Source organism: Mycobacterium kyorinense (assembly GCF_002101735.1).
Lineage (GTDB): Bacteria > Actinomycetota > Actinomycetes > Mycobacteriales > Mycobacteriaceae > Mycobacterium > Mycobacterium kyorinense.
The window spans coordinates 1-16009 of record NZ_LQPE01000156.1; the positions used below are offsets into that span (position 1 = coordinate 1).

The 16009-nt window shown below is 65.6% G+C and carries 12 protein-coding genes and 2 pseudogenes; 11 read left to right on the plus strand and 3 right to left on the minus strand.

All coding sequences use genetic code 11. The features are described from left to right. Nucleotides 1-84 precede the first annotated feature (84 nt). From AWC14_RS21785 to AWC14_RS21810, 6 genes and pseudogenes are all read left to right on the plus strand, one after another. A complete protein-coding gene (locus tag AWC14_RS21785) occupies nt 85-558 on the plus strand; it encodes a hypothetical protein (protein WP_045382062.1) in 474 nt (157 codons plus the stop codon). A gap of 2 nt (nt 559-560) precedes the next feature. After that, on the plus strand, nt 561-1298 hold the full coding sequence (locus AWC14_RS21790) for a gluconate 2-dehydrogenase subunit 3 family protein (protein ID WP_045381969.1): 738 nt from the start codon (nt 561-563) through the stop codon (nt 1296-1298). Continuing rightward, nucleotides 1291-2973, plus strand: a complete 1683-nt coding sequence (locus AWC14_RS21795) for a GMC family oxidoreductase (RefSeq protein ID WP_045381971.1) — start codon at nt 1291-1293, stop codon at nt 2971-2973. The genes AWC14_RS21790 and AWC14_RS21795 overlap by 8 nt, the downstream gene beginning before the upstream one ends. A 10-nt stretch (nt 2974-2983) precedes the next feature. After that, nucleotides 2984-3805, plus strand: coding sequence for an enoyl-CoA hydratase/isomerase family protein (locus tag AWC14_RS21800; protein ID WP_045381973.1), 822 nt, complete (start codon nt 2984-2986; stop codon nt 3803-3805). 72 nt (nt 3806-3877) lie between these two features. Beyond that, nucleotides 3878-4512: pseudogene (locus AWC14_RS21805) on the plus strand (DUF3000 domain-containing protein). 1 nt (nt 4513) lies between these two features. Beyond that, nucleotides 4514-5761 carry an HRDC domain-containing protein gene (locus AWC14_RS21810; RefSeq protein WP_045381978.1) on the plus strand — a complete coding sequence of 416 codons (1248 nt, stop codon included), beginning with the start codon at nt 4514-4516 and terminating at the stop codon, nt 5759-5761. A gap of 9 nt (nt 5762-5770) precedes the next feature. On the opposite strand, the gene dxs is transcribed toward AWC14_RS21810, so the two are convergent. Beyond that, nucleotides 5771-7684 (minus strand): 1-deoxy-D-xylulose-5-phosphate synthase, encoded by a 1914-nt coding sequence (gene dxs, locus AWC14_RS21815; RefSeq protein ID WP_045381981.1) that lies wholly within the window; start codon nt 7682-7684, stop codon nt 5771-5773. 194 nt (nt 7685-7878) lie between these two features. On the opposite strand from dxs, the gene AWC14_RS21820 reads away from it, so the two are divergent. The 3 genes from AWC14_RS21820 to AWC14_RS21830 all read left to right on the plus strand — a co-directional run bounded on the left by AWC14_RS21820 (nt 7879) and on the right by AWC14_RS21830 (nt 11147). Further along, a complete protein-coding gene (locus AWC14_RS21820; RefSeq protein WP_045381984.1) occupies nt 7879-9168 on the plus strand; it encodes an ArsB/NhaD family transporter in 1290 nt (429 codons plus the stop codon). Nucleotides 9169-9217: 49 nt separating this feature from the next. Beyond that, nucleotides 9218-9661 carry a CBS domain-containing protein gene (locus tag AWC14_RS21825; protein WP_045381987.1) on the plus strand — a complete coding sequence of 148 codons (444 nt, stop codon included), beginning with the start codon at nt 9218-9220 and terminating at the stop codon, nt 9659-9661. Between the two features lie 196 nt (nt 9662-9857). Then, a complete protein-coding gene (locus AWC14_RS21830; RefSeq protein WP_045381990.1) occupies nt 9858-11147 on the plus strand; it encodes an ArsB/NhaD family transporter in 1290 nt (429 codons plus the stop codon). A 42-nt stretch (nt 11148-11189) separates the two neighbouring features. On the opposite strand, the gene AWC14_RS21835 is transcribed toward AWC14_RS21830, so the two are convergent. Next, nucleotides 11190-11672 carry a MarR family winged helix-turn-helix transcriptional regulator gene (locus tag AWC14_RS21835; protein ID WP_045381993.1) on the minus strand — a complete coding sequence of 161 codons (483 nt, stop codon included), beginning with the start codon at nt 11670-11672 and terminating at the stop codon, nt 11190-11192. A 234-nt stretch (nt 11673-11906) separates the two neighbouring features. Here AWC14_RS21835 and AWC14_RS21840 point away from each other — a divergent pair. Further along, nucleotides 11907-12727: pseudogene (locus AWC14_RS21840) on the plus strand (class I SAM-dependent methyltransferase). Nucleotides 12728-12835: 108 nt separating this feature from the next. Then, nucleotides 12836-14236, plus strand: coding sequence for a nitrate/nitrite transporter (locus AWC14_RS21845; protein ID WP_057003196.1), 1401 nt, complete (start codon nt 12836-12838; stop codon nt 14234-14236). Between the two features lie 11 nt (nt 14237-14247). Here the strand turns inward: AWC14_RS21845 and AWC14_RS21850 are convergent, their stop codons facing one another. After that, on the minus strand, nt 14248-15666 hold the full coding sequence (locus AWC14_RS21850; protein ID WP_045381996.1) for a chloride channel protein: 1419 nt from the start codon (nt 15664-15666) through the stop codon (nt 14248-14250). Nucleotides 15667-16009: the final 343 nt, after the last annotated feature.

Genomic DNA, 16009 nt, shown 5'->3' on the forward strand with positions numbered 1-16009 from the left:
ATGCAGCCTCACCCGCCCCACCCGGGGTCACAGCACAACGTAACAACACGAAGTAACTGCACCTACGAACTTAAGGAGACCTCGATGTTGCTCATGGACAAGTCTGGTGGAGGCGTGGTCGAGGAGGCCGAGTACTTCGTCGACCGCGCGTTGCGCAATATCGCCCATGGCCGTTTCGAGCGGTCGCTGTCGGGGTTGACCGCATTCGCCGCGGTGGTGACGACCGCCGAGATCTACTTCGAGCATTACAAGGCCAGCTTCGGCAACAAGTGGATGTGGAGCCCGATCGTGGTGACCCCGCCGGTGGTGGTCGCCGGGGTGGCCGGGGTGTTCTCGAAGCGCTGGGCCAAGCGCTGGCTGCCGATCACGGCGGGCGTCTACGCGATCAACGGGCTGATGGGCCAGTACTTCCATGCGCGCGGCGTGGCCCGGCGACCGGGCGGCTGGCGGCTGGCCAACTACAACGTGCCGATGGGACCGCCGATCGCCGCTCCGGGGCTGATGAGCATCGTCGGAGCGATGGGCCTGCTGGCCGCGATCCTGCGCCGCGAGAAGTGAGCATGCGCGATATCGCCAGCGGTCAGCACCTGCCCAACCTGCGGCCGGACGGCAAGCCGCTGCACCCGTCGTGGCTGCCGCGCCAGCGCCGCGGCAAGACGCCGCAGATGATCGGCCGCTACCCCGACTACGACGTGCTGTCCACGATCGAGACCTGGGACGAGGCCACCCGCAAAGTGGTGCTGGCCCGGTTGGAGGAACCCGGGCCGCTGCGGTTCTTCGATGCCGCAGCCGAGCCGACGCTGCGCGCGTTCTGCGACACGGTGTTGGCTCAGGACGGCGAGCCGCGGATCCCGGTGGCCGAGTTCGTCGACGCCAAGCTGGCCGACGGCCGGCTGGACGGCTTTCAGTACGACGACATGCCCGACGACCGGGACACCTGGCGGCTGGTGCTGTCCGGTCTCGACGAGGCAGCCCGGGATGCCGGCGCAGAGTCCTTCGCCGACGCCGAGGCCAAGACCCGCGAAGCCATCGTCGGGCGGTTTGCCGACGGCCAGTTGTACGGCGGCAGCTGGGAGAAGCTGAACGTCTCCCGCGCCTGGTCGGTGGTGATGCGCGGCGCGCTGTCCGCCTTCTACAGCCACCCCTGGTCGTGGAACGAGATCGGTTTCGGCGGCCCGGCGTATCCGCGCGGCTTCATGCGGCTGGGCGGGGTAGGGGTCCGCGAGCCGTACGAGACGCCGGGTGCGACGTCCGAGGATCCGGTCGAGACCGTCGAAAAGGAAGACATCGATGGGTGACTTCTGGCGGGGAATCCTCAAGGGCGCCGTCGGACCGCGCGACAATGATTCGCGATTCCTGCTCGACGTGCACTCGCGCGACCTGCCCGGTGAGCGCACCATGCGCCGCTACCACGACGACGAAGAGGTCGACATGGTGATCGTGGGCGCCGGGGCGGGCGGTTCCGTGCTGGCCCAGCGGCTGGCCCGCGCGGGCTGGCGGATCGTGATCCTGGAGGCCGGGCCGTTCTGGCACCCCGACGAGGACTGGGTGTCCGACGAAGCGGGGTCGCACCAGCTGTACTGGACGCAGAAGCGGATCATCGGCGGGTCGGACCCAATCGAGTTGGGCAAGAACAACTCCGGCCGCGGTGTGGGCGGCTCGATGGTGCACTACGCCGGCTACACGCCGCGCTTCCACCCCAGCGATTTCGAGACGTTCACCCGTGACCGCGTCGGCGCCGACTGGCCGATCAGCTACGCCGATCTCAAGCCGCACTACGAGCGGCTGGAGCTGGAATTGCCGGTCGCCGGCCAGGACTGGCCGTGGGGCGACCCGCACCGCTACCCGCACTCGCCGCACCCGGTCGCGGCGGCGGCGCTGAAGCTGTGGGAAGGCGCGCTCAAACTCGGCATCGAGATGCGGGTGGGCCCGGTCGGAATCGTCAACGGCACGTTCGGCAACCGGCCGCACTGCATCTACCGCGGCTACTGCCTGCAGGGCTGCAAGGTCAACGCCAAGGCGAGCCCGTTCGTCACGCATCTGCCCGACGCGCTGGCCCACGGCGTCGAGATCCGGGCCAACTGCATGGCCGCCCGGGTGGAGCTCGACGAGGCCGGAAACGCCAGCGGCGTCACGTATTTCGCCGACGACAAGGAGCGCTTCCAGCGCGCCAAAGTGGTTGCCGTAGCGGGCTATTCGATCGAAACACCGCGGCTGCTGCTGCACTCCACCAGCCCCAGATTCCCGAAAGGTCTGTGCAACAACCACGACCAGGTCGGCCGGTATGTGATGGTGCAGGGCGCCTCGCAGACCGCGGGCCGCTGGCCCGAGGAGCTGCGGATGTACAAGGCACCGCCGCCGGAGGTGTCGTCGGAGCAGTTCTACGAAACCGACCCCGACCGCGGCTTCGCGCGCGGGTTTTCCATCCAGACCGTGTCGCCACTGCCGATCGGGTGGGCCGAACACGTGCTGGCCGACGGGCATTGGGGCGCGGCGCTGCGCGAATACATGCGTGACTACAACCACTGGGCCACCATCGGGGTGCTCAACGAGCTGCTGCCGCATCCGGACAACCGGGTCACGCTGGCCGAGGAGACCGACCCGTACGGCATCCCGGTCGCCCACTTCGCTTACTCGCTGTCGGACAACGACAAGGCCAACATGGAGTACTCGACCAAGGTGATCACCAACATCCTGCACGCCGCCGACGCTCAGGATGTGTTGACGATCCAGCGCTTCGCGCACCTGATCGGCGGCGCGCGGATGGGCAGCGACCCCGAAACCAGCGTCGTCAACTCCGACCAGCGGACGTGGGCGGTGCCCAACCTGTTTTTGGCCGACGGGTCGGTGTGCCCCACCCAGGGCAGCGCCAACCCGGCGCTGACGATCATGGCGCTGGCGTCGCGGCTGGCCGAACGGATCGTCCGCGGCGACATCAAGGCCGATGCTCCTCGCCGTTTGGCGCGTGCGTAACCTCGTCGGTATGCCAGTACAGCAGCCGCCAGTCAACTACGACGAGTTCCCAAGTCTGCGAATCGAATCCGGCGACGACGGCGTCTTGCAGATAATTCTCGACGCGCCGGGGCTGAATTCCGTGGGACCGCAGATGCACCGGGACCTGGCCGAGATCTGGCCCGCCATCGACCGCGACCCCGACGTCCGGGTGGTGCTGGTCCGCGGCGAGGGCAAGGCGTTTTCCTCCGGCGGCAGCTTCGACCTGATCGCCGAGACCATGGGCGAGTTTCCCGACCGGATGCGCATCATGCGCGAGGCCCGCGACCTGGTGCTCAACATGGTCAACTTCGACAAGCCGGTGGTGTCGGCGATCAACGGCGCCGCTGTCGGAGCGGGTCTGGTGGTGGCGCTGCTCGCCGACGTCTCGGTGGCCGGGCGCACCGCGAAGATCATCGACGGGCACACCAAGCTGGGCGTGGCCGCCGGCGACCACGCGGCGATCTGCTGGCCGCTGCTGGTCGGCATGGCCAAGGCGAAGTACTACCTGCTCACCTGCGCGCCGCTGTCCGGCGAGGAAGCCGAGCGGATCGGCCTGGTCTCGTTGTGCGTCGACGACGAGGACGTGCTGGCCACCGCGACCCGCATCGCCGGGGACCTGGCGCAGGGCGCCCAGACCGCGATCCGGTTCACCAAGCATGCCCTCAACCACTGGTACCGGATGTTCGCACCGGCCTTCGAAACCTCTCTCGGCCTGGAGTTCCTGGCGTTCAGCGGGCCCGACGTGGCCGAGGGGCTGGCGGCGCACCGGGAGAAGCGACCCGCACGGTTCTCGGGGGATACCCGCCAGTAGCCTGACCGGCCGCGGGACCGAAACGGCGCGCCTGTTCCCCCGTGTCGGCGGTTGGGTCTACCGTCAAATGTCGTGACCCGCGCCAGCGACGATGCAGAGCGCTGCGATCAGGAGGAGCGGCGCTCGTGACCTCAGCCGAACCGGTCCCCTTCCGCGAGGCGGTGGCGGCCATGAACGCTGCAACCGTGCGGTCCGAAATCGAGCTGGGCCCCATCCGCCCGCCGCAGCGCCTCGCGCCGTACAGCTATGCGTTGGGTGCGGAGGTGAAGCACCCCGACGCCGCGATCGTCCCGGAGCGCTCGGAGGGCGACGCGTTCGGCCGGTTGATCCTGCTCTACGACCCCGACGGCGCCGACGCCTGGGACGGCACCATGCGCCTGGTCGCCTACATCCAGGCCGACCTGGACTCCAGCGAAGCCGTCGACCCGCTGCTGCCGGAGGTGGCGTGGAGCTGGCTGGTCGACGCGCTGGATGTGCGCGCCGAACACGTCACCGCGCTCGGCGGCACCGTCACGGCCACCACCTCGGTGCGCTACGGCGACATCTCCGGCCCGCCGCGCGCACACCAGCTGGAACTGCGGGCGTCGTGGACGGCGACCACCCTCGACATCGGCACGCACGTCGAGGCGTTCTGCGAGGTACTCGAGCATGCCGCGGGATTGCCGCCGGTCGGGGTAACCGACCTCGGCTCCCGGTCCCGCGCCTGACATGACCGACCCTGCGCCCGAGCACGCCGAAAGCACGGAGCCCGAACCCACACCGCTGCTACATCCCGCCGACGGGGTGCCCGACCTGTCGGTGACCCCCACCGAGATCAAGGCCGCCGCAGAACGGCTGGCGAGCGGCCACGGACCGTTCGCGGTGGACGCCGAGCGCGCGTCGGGCTATCGCTACTCCAACCGCGCCTACCTGATCCAGATCCGGCGGGCCGGCGCCGGCACCGTGCTGATCGATCCGGTCAGCCACGGCGGCGACTCGCTGGCCGTGCTGCAGCCCGTCGCCGAGGTGCTCGCGGACGACGAATGGGTCCTGCACGCCGCCGACCAGGACCTGCCGTGCCTGGTCGAGGTCGGCATGCGACCGCCCGCGCTGTACGACACCGAGCTGGCCGGCCGGCTGGCCGGATTCGACCGCGTCAACCTGGCCGCCGAGGTGCAGCGGCTGCTGGGCCTGGGCTTGGTCAAGGGCCACGGCGCGGCCGACTGGTCCAAGCGCCCGCTGCCGGCCGCCTGGCTGAACTATGCGGCGCTGGACGTCGAGGTTCTCCTCGACCTGCGCGAGGCGATCGCCGCCGTGCTGGCCGAGCAGGGCAAAACCGCTTGGGCCGCAGAGGAATTCGAGTACCTAAGGACTTTCGTCGCGCAACCCACCCGGCGTGACCGGTGGCGTCGCACGTCGGGCATTCACAAGGTCCGTGACCAACGGGGATTGGCCGCGGTCCGCGAGTTGTGGACGGCGCGTGACCGTATCGCCCAGAGCCGCGACATTGCGCCCGGCCGGATCCTGCCCGATTCGGCGATCATCGACGCCGCCATCGCCGACCCCAAGACCGTCGACGAACTGCTGGCCTTGCCGATATTCGGCGGACGCAAACAGCGCCGCGCCGCCGAGACATGGTTGGCCGCGTTGCAGGCCGCCCGGGAGAACCCGAAATCGCTCGACGACGACGACCAGCCCAACGGTCCCCCGCCCCCGGCCCGCTGGTCCAAGCGCAGACCTGAAGCAGCGGCGCGGCTGGAGGCGGCCCGCACGGCGCTGGCCGAGGTGGCGCGGCGGGTGTCGGTGCCGATGGAGAATTTGGTCTCCCCCGACCTGGTGCGACGGCTGTGCTGGGACTGGGAAGGCGGCTTAGAAGGCGGCACAGCGCAGGCGGTCGATGAGTTTCTGCGCGCAGGCCAAGCCCGTGCCTGGCAGCGGGAGCTGGTTGTTCCGGTCTTGGCTGCGGCGCTGGCGTAGTGGCTCGGCTTAGTCGAGGTGTTCGCGCATCTCGGCTTCGGCCACCGAACTGCCCAGCGCCGCAACCCATCCGGTGATCTGACGGGCCACGTCCTGCTCGGTCAGGCCGACCTCGGCCAACACCTCGCCGCGCGAGGCGTGGTCGAAGAACTGTTGCGGCAGACCGACGTCGCGGCACGGCATGTCGACCTCGGCGCGGCGCAGCGCCGCGCATACCGCCGAGCCCGCACCGCCGGATACCCCGTTGTCCTCCAGCGTGACGACCAGCTTGTGCGTCGTCGCCAACTCGCGCACCGCATCCGAGACCGGCAACACCCAGCGCGGGTCGATCACCGTCACGCCGATGCCCTGGTTGCGCAGCCGCTCGGCAATCGCCAGCGCCATCGATGCAAAGGCCCCGACCGCCACCAGCAGCACGTCGTGGTTCAGCCCGTCGGCCGGCAGCGCCAGCACGTCCACCCCGGAGCGTCGCTCGACGGCCGGAATGTCTTGGTCCACATCGCCTTTCGGGAAGCGGATGGCCGTCGGGCCATCATTGATATCGAGCGCCTCGCCGAGCTCCTCGCGCAACCGGGTGGCATCGCGGGGCGCGGCCACGCGGATACCGGGCACGATGCCCAGCATGGACAAGTCCCACATGCCGTTGTGGCTGGCGCCGTCGGGCCCGGTGATCCCGGCCCGGTCCAGCACCATCGTGACCGGCAGCTTGTGCAGCGCCACGTCCATCATGATCTGGTCGAACGCGCGGTTGAGGAACGTCGAATAGATCGCCACCACCGGATGCAGCCCGCCCATCGCCAGCCCGGCCGCCGACGTCAACGCGTGCTGCTCGGCGATGCCGACGTCGAACAACCGGTCCGGGAAGCGCTGCCCGAACGCGCTCAGCCCGGTAGGTCCCGGCATGGCCGCGGTGATCGCGACGACGTCGCGGCGCTTGGCGCCGTATTCGATCAGCGCCTCGGAGAACGTCGCCGTCCAGCCCGGGCCGGGCACCGAGGTGGCCAGCCCGGTCGCGGGGTCGATCACCCCGCAGGAATGCATCTGTTCGGCCTCGTCGTTTTCGGCCGGACCGTAGCCGTTGCCCTTGCGGGTGGCAACGTGCACGAGCACCGGGCCACCGAACCCGCGGGCGCTGCGCAGCGCGGTCTCCACGGCGTGCTCGTCGTGGCCGTCGACCGGCCCGACGTACTTCAGCCCGAGGTCGGTGAACAGCAGCTGCGGGCTCAACGCATCCTTCACGCCGGCCTTGACGCTGTGCATGAAGTGGTAGACCAGTTCGCCGATCATCGGCATGCCGCGCACCGCGCTGCGGCCCCGCTCCAGCAGGTGCTCGTAGCTGGGCTGCAATCGCAGCATGGCCAGGTGATTCGCGAAGCCGCCGAACGTCGGGGCGTAGCTGCGGCCATTGTCGTTGACCACGATGATCACCGGGCGACGCGCCGCGGCGATGTTGTTCAGCGCTTCCCAGCACATGCCGCCGGTGAGTGCGCCGTCGCCGACCACCGCGACCACGTGGCGGTTGCGGTGCCCGGTCAGCTCGAATGCCTTGGCCAGCCCGTCGGCGTAAGACAGGGCCGCGCTCGCGTGACTGGACTCCACCCAGTCGTGCTCGCTCTCGGCGCGCGACGGATACCCCGACAGCCCGCCCTTCTTGCGCAGCGTCTCGAAGTCGGCACAGCGGCCGGTCAGCATCTTGTGCACGTAGGCCTGATGCCCGGTGTCGAAGATGATCGGATCGTGCGGGGAGTCGAACACCCGGTGCAGCGCCAGCGTCAGCTCGACGACGCCCAAGTTGGGCCCCAAATGCCCCCCGGTGGCGGCGACCTTATGGATCAGAAACTCGCGGATTTCGCGAGCTAGACCGCGCAGTTCCGCTTGCGAAAGGTGCTGCAGATCGGCGGGCCCGCGGATCTGTTCAAGCATTCCGCCATCCTACGCAGGCTGGGCGGCGGTGATATAGGTTGTTCTGCGGTGAGCCGGGAAGCCTGGTCGGCATCGTTGTCCACCGACCGGGGAGTACACCATGGTCTCGACATCCAGTGCCGCAGCAACGCTCACTGGGCGCGGCCCGAAACGTTGATCGGGAGCCGTTTGAGCGACGAGCGACGGGCCGGCAAATGAGCGTTATCGCCATCACGGTGTTCGTGATCGCCTATGCGCTGATCACTTACGACCGCGTCGACAAAACGCTGGTAGCGCTGGCGGGTGCGGCGATTATGTGCATCCTGCCGGTGATCAGGTCCGACGACATCTTCTACTCTCCCGAGACCGGAATCGACTGGGATGTCATCTTTCTGCTGTTGGGGATGATGATCATCGTCAGCGTCCTGCGACAAACTGGTGTCTTCGAATACGTCGCGATCTGGGCTGCCAAGCGCGCGAAGGGCTCGCCGCTGCGCATCATGATCCTGCTGGTTTTGGTTACCGCGTTCGGGTCGGCGCTCCTGGACAACGTCACGACGGTGTTGTTGATCGCGCCGGTCACGCTGCTCGTGTGCGATCGCCTCGAGATCAACGCGGCGCCGTTTTTGATGGCCGAGGCGTTTGCGTCGAACATCGGCGGCGCGGCGACATTGGTCGGTGACCCGCCGAACATCATCATCGCCAGCCGCGGCGGCCTGACGTTCAACGACTTCTTGGTTCACCTGACACCGGTGGTGATCATCATCATCGGAGTCCTGGCCCTGATGCTGCCGCGCCTGTTTCCCGGCGCCTTCGCTGTCGACCCTGCGCGGGTCGCGGACGTGATGGCTTTGGAGGAACGCGAAGCCATCCGGGACCCGGGCCTGCTGATCAAGTGCGGTGTTGTCTTGGTGGCGGTGTTCGCTGCGTTTGTCGCACACTCGCTGCTGCACATGGACCCGTCGGTGGTCGCACTGCTCGGCGCCGGGATCCTGATCGTGATATCGGGTGTCGAGCGGTCCGATTATCTGTCCAGCGTCGAATGGGACACTTTGCTGTTCTTCGCCGGCCTGTTCATCATGGTCGGTGCGCTGGTCAAAACCGGTGTCATCAACCAGTTGGCGCGCCTGGCCACCACGGCAACCGGCGGCAACGCGTTGTTGACGACGATGCTGATCCTGGCCGTTTCCCTGGTGTTCAGCGGAATCGTCAATAACGTTCCGTACGCCGCGACGATGACACCGATCGTCGCCGAGCTGCTCCAGTCCGTAAGTGATCATGCCTACCCGAATGTGCTGTGGTGGGCACTTGCCCTCGGCACCGACTTCGGTGGCAATCTGACCGCCGTGGGCGCTAGCGCCAACGTCGTGATCCTCGGAATCGCCCGGCGCGCAGACAATCCCATCTCCTTTTGGGAATTCACCCGCAAAGGCGTCGTGGTAACGACGATGTCCTTGGCGCTCTCGGCGATCTACCTCTGGGTGCGTTACTTCCTGTTCAGCTGAAAACTAGCGCACGCCCTTACCACGGCCGGAGTCGACGTATCGTCGCAGTATGCGCGCAGAGGACATCGCCGAGGAATTCCCGGTCATAGCCATCGATTCCAACGCACTGGACGCCGCCCGAATGCTTGCCGAACACCGGTTGCCCGGGATCGTGGTCACAGACTCGTCGGGTAAGCCACACGCGGTGCTGCCGGCTTCGCAGGTCGTCCGGTTCATCGTGCCCCGGTACGTCCAAGACGATCCCTCGCTGGCCGGTGTGATCGACGAATCAATGGCGGACCGCGCAGCCGACAAGCTGGGTGGAAAGGCGGTGCGCGACGTGCTTCCCGACCACTTGCTCAACGTGCCCTCCGCCGACGCGGATGACACCATCATCGAAGTGGCCGCGATGATGGCGCGCTCGCGAAGTCCGCTCATCGCGGTGGTCAAGGACGGCACGCTACACGGGGTGATCACTGCATCGCGGCTGCTGGCGGCGGCGCTGAAACCTTGAGCGCATGGGCCGGTACCCGCGGCTGATAGCGTGACAATTCGGTGTGCCGGGAAGCCTGGTCGGCGACGTCGTCGCACGACCAGGGAAGGGCTATGGGCTACACCGTTGGCAGAACCGCGCTCGGCCTGCTGGAGCAATCGCCGCTCATCTCCGACGCTGTCCCGATAAGGCACGGCGGCGAACGGCGCTGCCGCCCATGAGCATCGTCGCGTTAGCAGCATTTGTCGTCGCCTACGTATTGATCGCGAGCGATCGCCTCAACAAGACACGGGTGGCGCTGGCGGGCGCGGCGGTCGTGTCGATCTTGCCGGTTATCCGCTCCGACGACATCTTCTACTCGCATGCGACCGGAATCGACTGGGACGTCATCTTTTTGCTGCTGGGCATGATGATGATCGTCAGCGTCCTACGCCATACCGGTGTCTTCGAATACGTCGCGATCTGGGCGGCAAAGCGCGCCAACGGTTCTCCGTTACGGATCATGATCTTGCTGGTCGTGGTGATGGCGGTCGGATCAGCATTGCTGGACAACGTGACCACGGTGTTGTTGATCGCCCCGGTCACGCTGTTGGTGTGCGACCGCCTCGAGATCAACGCGGCGCCATTCCTGATGGCCGAGGTGTTCGCTTCCAACATCGGTGGCGCAGCAACGCTAGTCGGAGACCCGCCCAACATCATCATCGCCAGCCGGGCGGGGTTGACATTCAACGACTTCCTTGTGCACATGGCGCCGATCGTCGTCATCGTGTTGATCGTCTTTGTCGCACTGTTACCCCTGTTGTTCCGAGGCTCTTTCACCGTCGATGCCGAGCGGGTGGCCGACGTCATGTCACTAGACGAACGCGAAGCCATCCGCGACCGCGGGTTGTTGGCCAAGTGCGCCGTTGTTCTGGCATTGGTCTTCGCCACGTTCATCGCCCATCCAGTGCTTCACATCCAACCCTCGGTTGTGGCACTGCTGGGCGCCGGCATCCTGATCGTGATCTCCGGTTTGCAGCGATCTGACTACCTGTCGAACGTTGAATGGGACACGCTGCTGTTCTTCGCGGGCCTGTTCGTCATGGTCGGCGCGTTGGTGAAGACCGGTGTCATCGACGAGCTGGCGCGCGCAGCGACCGAGCTGACCGGCGGCGACGACGCATTAACCACCATGCTGGTCCTCGGCATCTCAGCACCGGTATCGGGCATCATCGACAACATCCCCTACGTCGCCACGATGACACCGATCGTCACTGAACTCGTCGCGGCCATGCCCGGCCCGGTCGACCCCGACACACTGTGGTGGGCGCTGGCACTCGGCGCGGACTTCGGCGGCAACCTGACTGCCGTCGGGGCCAGCGCCAATGTCGTCATGCTCGGAATCGCCCGGCGCGCAGGCTATCCCATCTCCTTTTGGGAATTCACCCGCAAAGGTACACTGGTCACCGCGATATCCATCGCACTCTCGGCGATCTACCTATGGCTGCGGTACTTCGTGCTCGGTTGAGGCGCCGCAACATGTCGATTGCGTTGACCGAGTGGGGTTGCCTTACGCCTCGGCATCGAGATATGCGGCGGGCTCTCCCCCGGCGGCGGTAAAGGCGCTCAACGCGCGGACCAGCCCATGTCGTTCGGACTGTGGCAATTTCTCGACGATGCGGGCGATTTCGGCGCGCCGGTGCGACGTGACCTGACCGACGACTTTTCGTCCGCGTGCAGTCAGGGCCGCCTGCAATTCACGCCGTGAGGTCGGATGCGGTTTGCGGTCGATCAGACCGGCGCTGACGAGTCGGTCGACCATCCGCCCGGCGGCCGACGGTTTCACGCCGAGCAGACCGGCCAGCGTGGCAAGGTTGATCGGCCCGCGGTTGGACAAGATCACCAGGGTCCGGAACTGCGGGATGGTGATGGACTCGTCGACCAAGGCGATCGAGTGAGCCGAGATCGCCACCAGCAACCGCGACGCGGTCAGCAATGCGTCGGTGATCGCGTCCACCGACTCCTCGGATGCCGTCGCGCTTTTGGTGGCCATTGGTCCGCTTATCCAGTCCCTTTGGTGGTCCCGGTTTGCCTCGTTGTGGGGCCTGGCTCCGGGATGTTCACAGGCACGTCCAGCAGTTTAGCAGGCAACTACTATGGTAAAGACAAACTATTTTTTAGTATTACTGTAGCTGTAGGTAACGATTGGCTCGGGTTGCGATGTTTCGCTGCCGTGCTACCGACGGCGGTGTCGGAGCAGCCACCCCTTGTTAGGCAGGAGATTTTGATGAGCATCGGCATCCTTAGCGGCGGAGCGCCTGTGGCAACGACAAACCAGACAGTGTGGGCGATGGGCGACTATGCGCTGATGCCGAGCAGGTGATGTCCCCACTCGGGCCGGTCCTGGTCGGCGCCACCGACATCGGTCCGGGTGACCGCGTGCTGGATGTCGCCGCCGGTTTCGGAAACATCTCGATACCCGCCGCCAAGACGGGCGCCACCGTCGTTTCCAGCGACCTGACACCGGAGCTGCTGCAGCGCTCCCGGCTACGGGCGGCGGAACAGGGTGTGGCGCTTGAATGGTGTGAAGCCAATGCCGAATGGCTGCCGTTCACAGACGGTGAATTCGACGCGGTCCTCTCCGCGATCGGCGTGATGTTTGCCCCGCATCATCAGCAGGCGGCCAACGAGCTGGTGAGAGTCTGTCGATCCGGCGGCACGATTGGCCTGATCAGCTGGACGCCAGAAGGATTCTTCGGCCAGATGCTGGCAGCCATTAGGCCGTACCGGCCGACGCTCCCGCCAGGTGTGCCGCCGGCGGCGCTGTGGGGGCGTGAGGACTATGTCGCCGGGCTGTTGGGTGACCGCGTCGGTGATATCCGCGCCAGGCGGGCCATGTTGAGGGTGGACCGCTTCGACAGCGCCGAGGCGGTGCATGAGTATTTCAAGAACCAGTACGGCCCGACAATCAACGCCTACCGCCAGATCGGCACAAACGCCGTGCTGGCAGCGACGCTTGACAGGCAACTCACCGAACTCGCGCAGCGACACATGACTGACGGCGTAATGGACTGGGAATATTTGATTCTCACCGCTCGGAAACGATGAGCCAGGCGCTGCTGATCATGCGCTGTATTGATGCGATGCCGATAGGCCCTTATTTTACATGATAATTCGCGTCGTTGTCCGCTGAACCCTCCTACAGGAAAGGTGTAAATGACCCGCTCACATCGTATTTCGGAATGGAATCCCGAAGATACGGTTGCGTGGGAAGCGGGCAATAGTACGATCGCTCGTCGCAATCTGCTCTGGGTGGTCGCCTGCGATCACCTCGCCTTCGGCATCTGGACGCTCTGGCCGGTGATGGTGCTGTTCATGCCGCAAAGCGTGTATGGATTTTCCGCAGCCGACAAGTTCCTGCTCGGGGCCACCGCCACTTTGGTCGCGGCTTGCCTGCGGATCCCATATTCGTTGGGTATCGCGCACTTCGGTGGTCGTGACTGGACAGTGTTCTCAATCCTGATATTGCTGGTACCGACCGTTGCCACGATCGCGTTGTTAGCGCATCCCGGCCTACCGCTGTGGCCGTACCTCGTGTGCGCGGCGCTGACCGGTTGTGGCGGCGCCAACTATGCCGCGTCGATGACTAATACCAATTCGTTTTACCCACATCGGCTCAAGGGTTCGGCGTTGGGATTCAACGCTGGAGCCGGCAACCTCGGCGTCCCGGTGATCCAGTTAATCGGGCTGCTCGTGATCGCTCTTGTCGGCCATCGCCAACCGTACTGGATCTGTGGACTTTATCTCGTGCTGCTGACTGTTGCTGCGGTCGGGGCAGCGCATTTTATGGACAACCTCGAACATCCCACGGAGGTAAGCCATCTGCGCGAAATTCTTTCTGAGCGTGACACCTGGCTGCTCGCGCTGCTCTACCTCGGTACCTTCGGATCATGGATCGGGTTCTCGTTCGCCTTCGGCCTGGTACTGCAAGTGAACTTCGCCGCGGCCGGTCAAACTCATGCGCAAGCAGCGCTGCATTCCGCCGAGTTTGCCTTTATCGGACCGGCTTTGGGCTCGCTGGCGCGAATCTATGGCGGCAGACTCGCCGACCGTCTCGGCGGCAGCCGCGTCGCGCTGGCTGTCTTCGCCGCCATGGGGTTAACCACCGTACTGCTGGTCGGCATCAGCACGGTCGACGCTCATAATCCCGGTCGCACTACAGCACTGACGATAATCGGCTACATCGGCGGCTTCATGATCCTTTTCATGCTGTCCGGGTTCGGCAACGGCGCAGTGTACAAAATGATCCCGTCTGTTTTCGACGCACGCAGCCATTTGCTGGCCATCAGTGAAGCCGAGCGCCGGCATTGGTCCGAAGCGACATCGGGCGCCGTCATCGGCTTTGTCGCGGCGTTCGGCGCGCTCGGCGGCGTCGCAATCAACCTGGCGCTGCGGCAGTCGTACCTCAGCACCGGCACAGAGATGCCCGCGTATTGGATTTTCTTGGCGTTCTATGCTTTTGCGGCCGTTTTGACCTGGTCGCGATACGTGCGCCGATCCGCCTCGACACGTTCCGAGCAACAGCAAGCTGCCATCGAGAAAGCTATGTCCCGGTAGTAAGAAGTCGGCTAGCTTGGCTGTTCGCGCGCGGCTGCGCGTTCGGCCGCAGCCGTCTCGCGATCAAGACGCTGAGACCGGTAAATGCTTACGCCACTGCGGGACATCAACAACGACGCGATGCCCACCGCGATTATCGCTCCGGGTATCGCCGCGAAGGATCCCGTCATTTCCGCCACCATGATCATGATGGCGAGCGGCGCATGGGCGACACTGCCGAAGCACGCCATCATGCCCACCACAACAAAGATGCCAGGGTCGTCTGGCACTCCGGGGAGGTCGAAAACGTCGGCCAGTCGCCAAATCGCTGCCCCGACAAACGCGCCGATCACGATGCCGGGGCCGAAGATCCCGCCCGATCCGCCAGTACCAATCGATAGCGACGTGGCAACGATTTTGGCGATCGGCAGCACGATCACAATCCACAGCGGAATCGTCATCAGCGTTTGCCGTGTGAGGGCTTCTTGAATCCACCCATAGCCGCTGCTGAGGACCTGAGGGATCAGCAGTCCGAGCAGCCCGACCAGCAGTCCGCCGACGGCAGGCTTGAGCACTCCGCCGGGGAGTCGACTGGTCAACGCCACCGTCCAATAGAAGACGCGGGCATACAGGTAGCCGATCGCGGCGGCGACTACACCGATTACCGCGAACCACAGCAGCGGCCATGCTGCTTCGAAGCGGTATTCGGCGTCGACAAAGCCGAACAAAGGCTCGAAACCCATGATCGAACCCAGCACCGCATATGCCGTCGCAGAGGCAATGAAACCGGGTACCAGCGAACGGTACTCAAGGTCTTCGCGATAGATGATCGCCGTGGCCAGCACCGCTCCGCCCAGCGGTGCGCCGAAAATAGCGCCGATGCCCGAGCCGATTCCCACGGCGACCGCGATCCTGGCGTCCTCGTCAGGCAGATTCAGCTTCCGGGTCAGCAGCGATCCGAAACCTGCCGATATCTGGGCCGTAGGACCCTCACGACCACCCGAACCGCCCGAGCCGATAGTTAGCGCGCTGGCCACCATCTTGACCAGCACCACCCGGCCGCGGATGCTGCCGGGGTAGGTGTGGACCGCCTCGATCGCCTCGTCGGTGCCGTGACCTTCGGCTTCCGGGGCAAGCCAGGCGACGATGATCGCCGACAACAACGCACCGGCTGTCGTGACCAACGGAATGGCCCACGGTCGATCCATGCCGGAGGAGACATGATTGCCGTCTTCGCCGACTGGGGTCGGAATGTGGTAGCCCGCCAGATAACCGAGGAGAAACTCGCCGGCGTATTTCAGTAACAGGAAGAAAACCACCGCCCCGGCGCCCGCGATGACGCCGATCGCGATGCCGAGAACGAGCCACTTGCGTACGTAGTCAGAACTGCGGACGAATGCGCTAAACCGCCCGCCGGTGTCGTCGGGATCAGTCTCTTTGGCCGCCGGCACCGTTCAGATGCTATCAGCGCAGGTACGAGGCTTCGTGACCAACGGCTAGCGAGATGACTGCGGCGACGGTCGGTGCGGGCCATGCCGCGTTTACCCAACACGAAGCCGGGCGATCCGCTACACCACAGCGTTAGCGATGTTGCGGTCACAGCAGGCAGGGAGATGACAATGGCTCAAGGCAAGGCGCGTTTCGCGGAAGCACATACACATACTTATGGCGACTCGGCCCGACGGGGTGGGTGGTGGTGATGCGAGAGGTGCTGCTGAGTTGAGTCCCGCATAGTGGTGTAGCGCGGTTGCTGGGTTCGTCATCGTGTCGGTGATGGACGTAAAGCGGCCACCG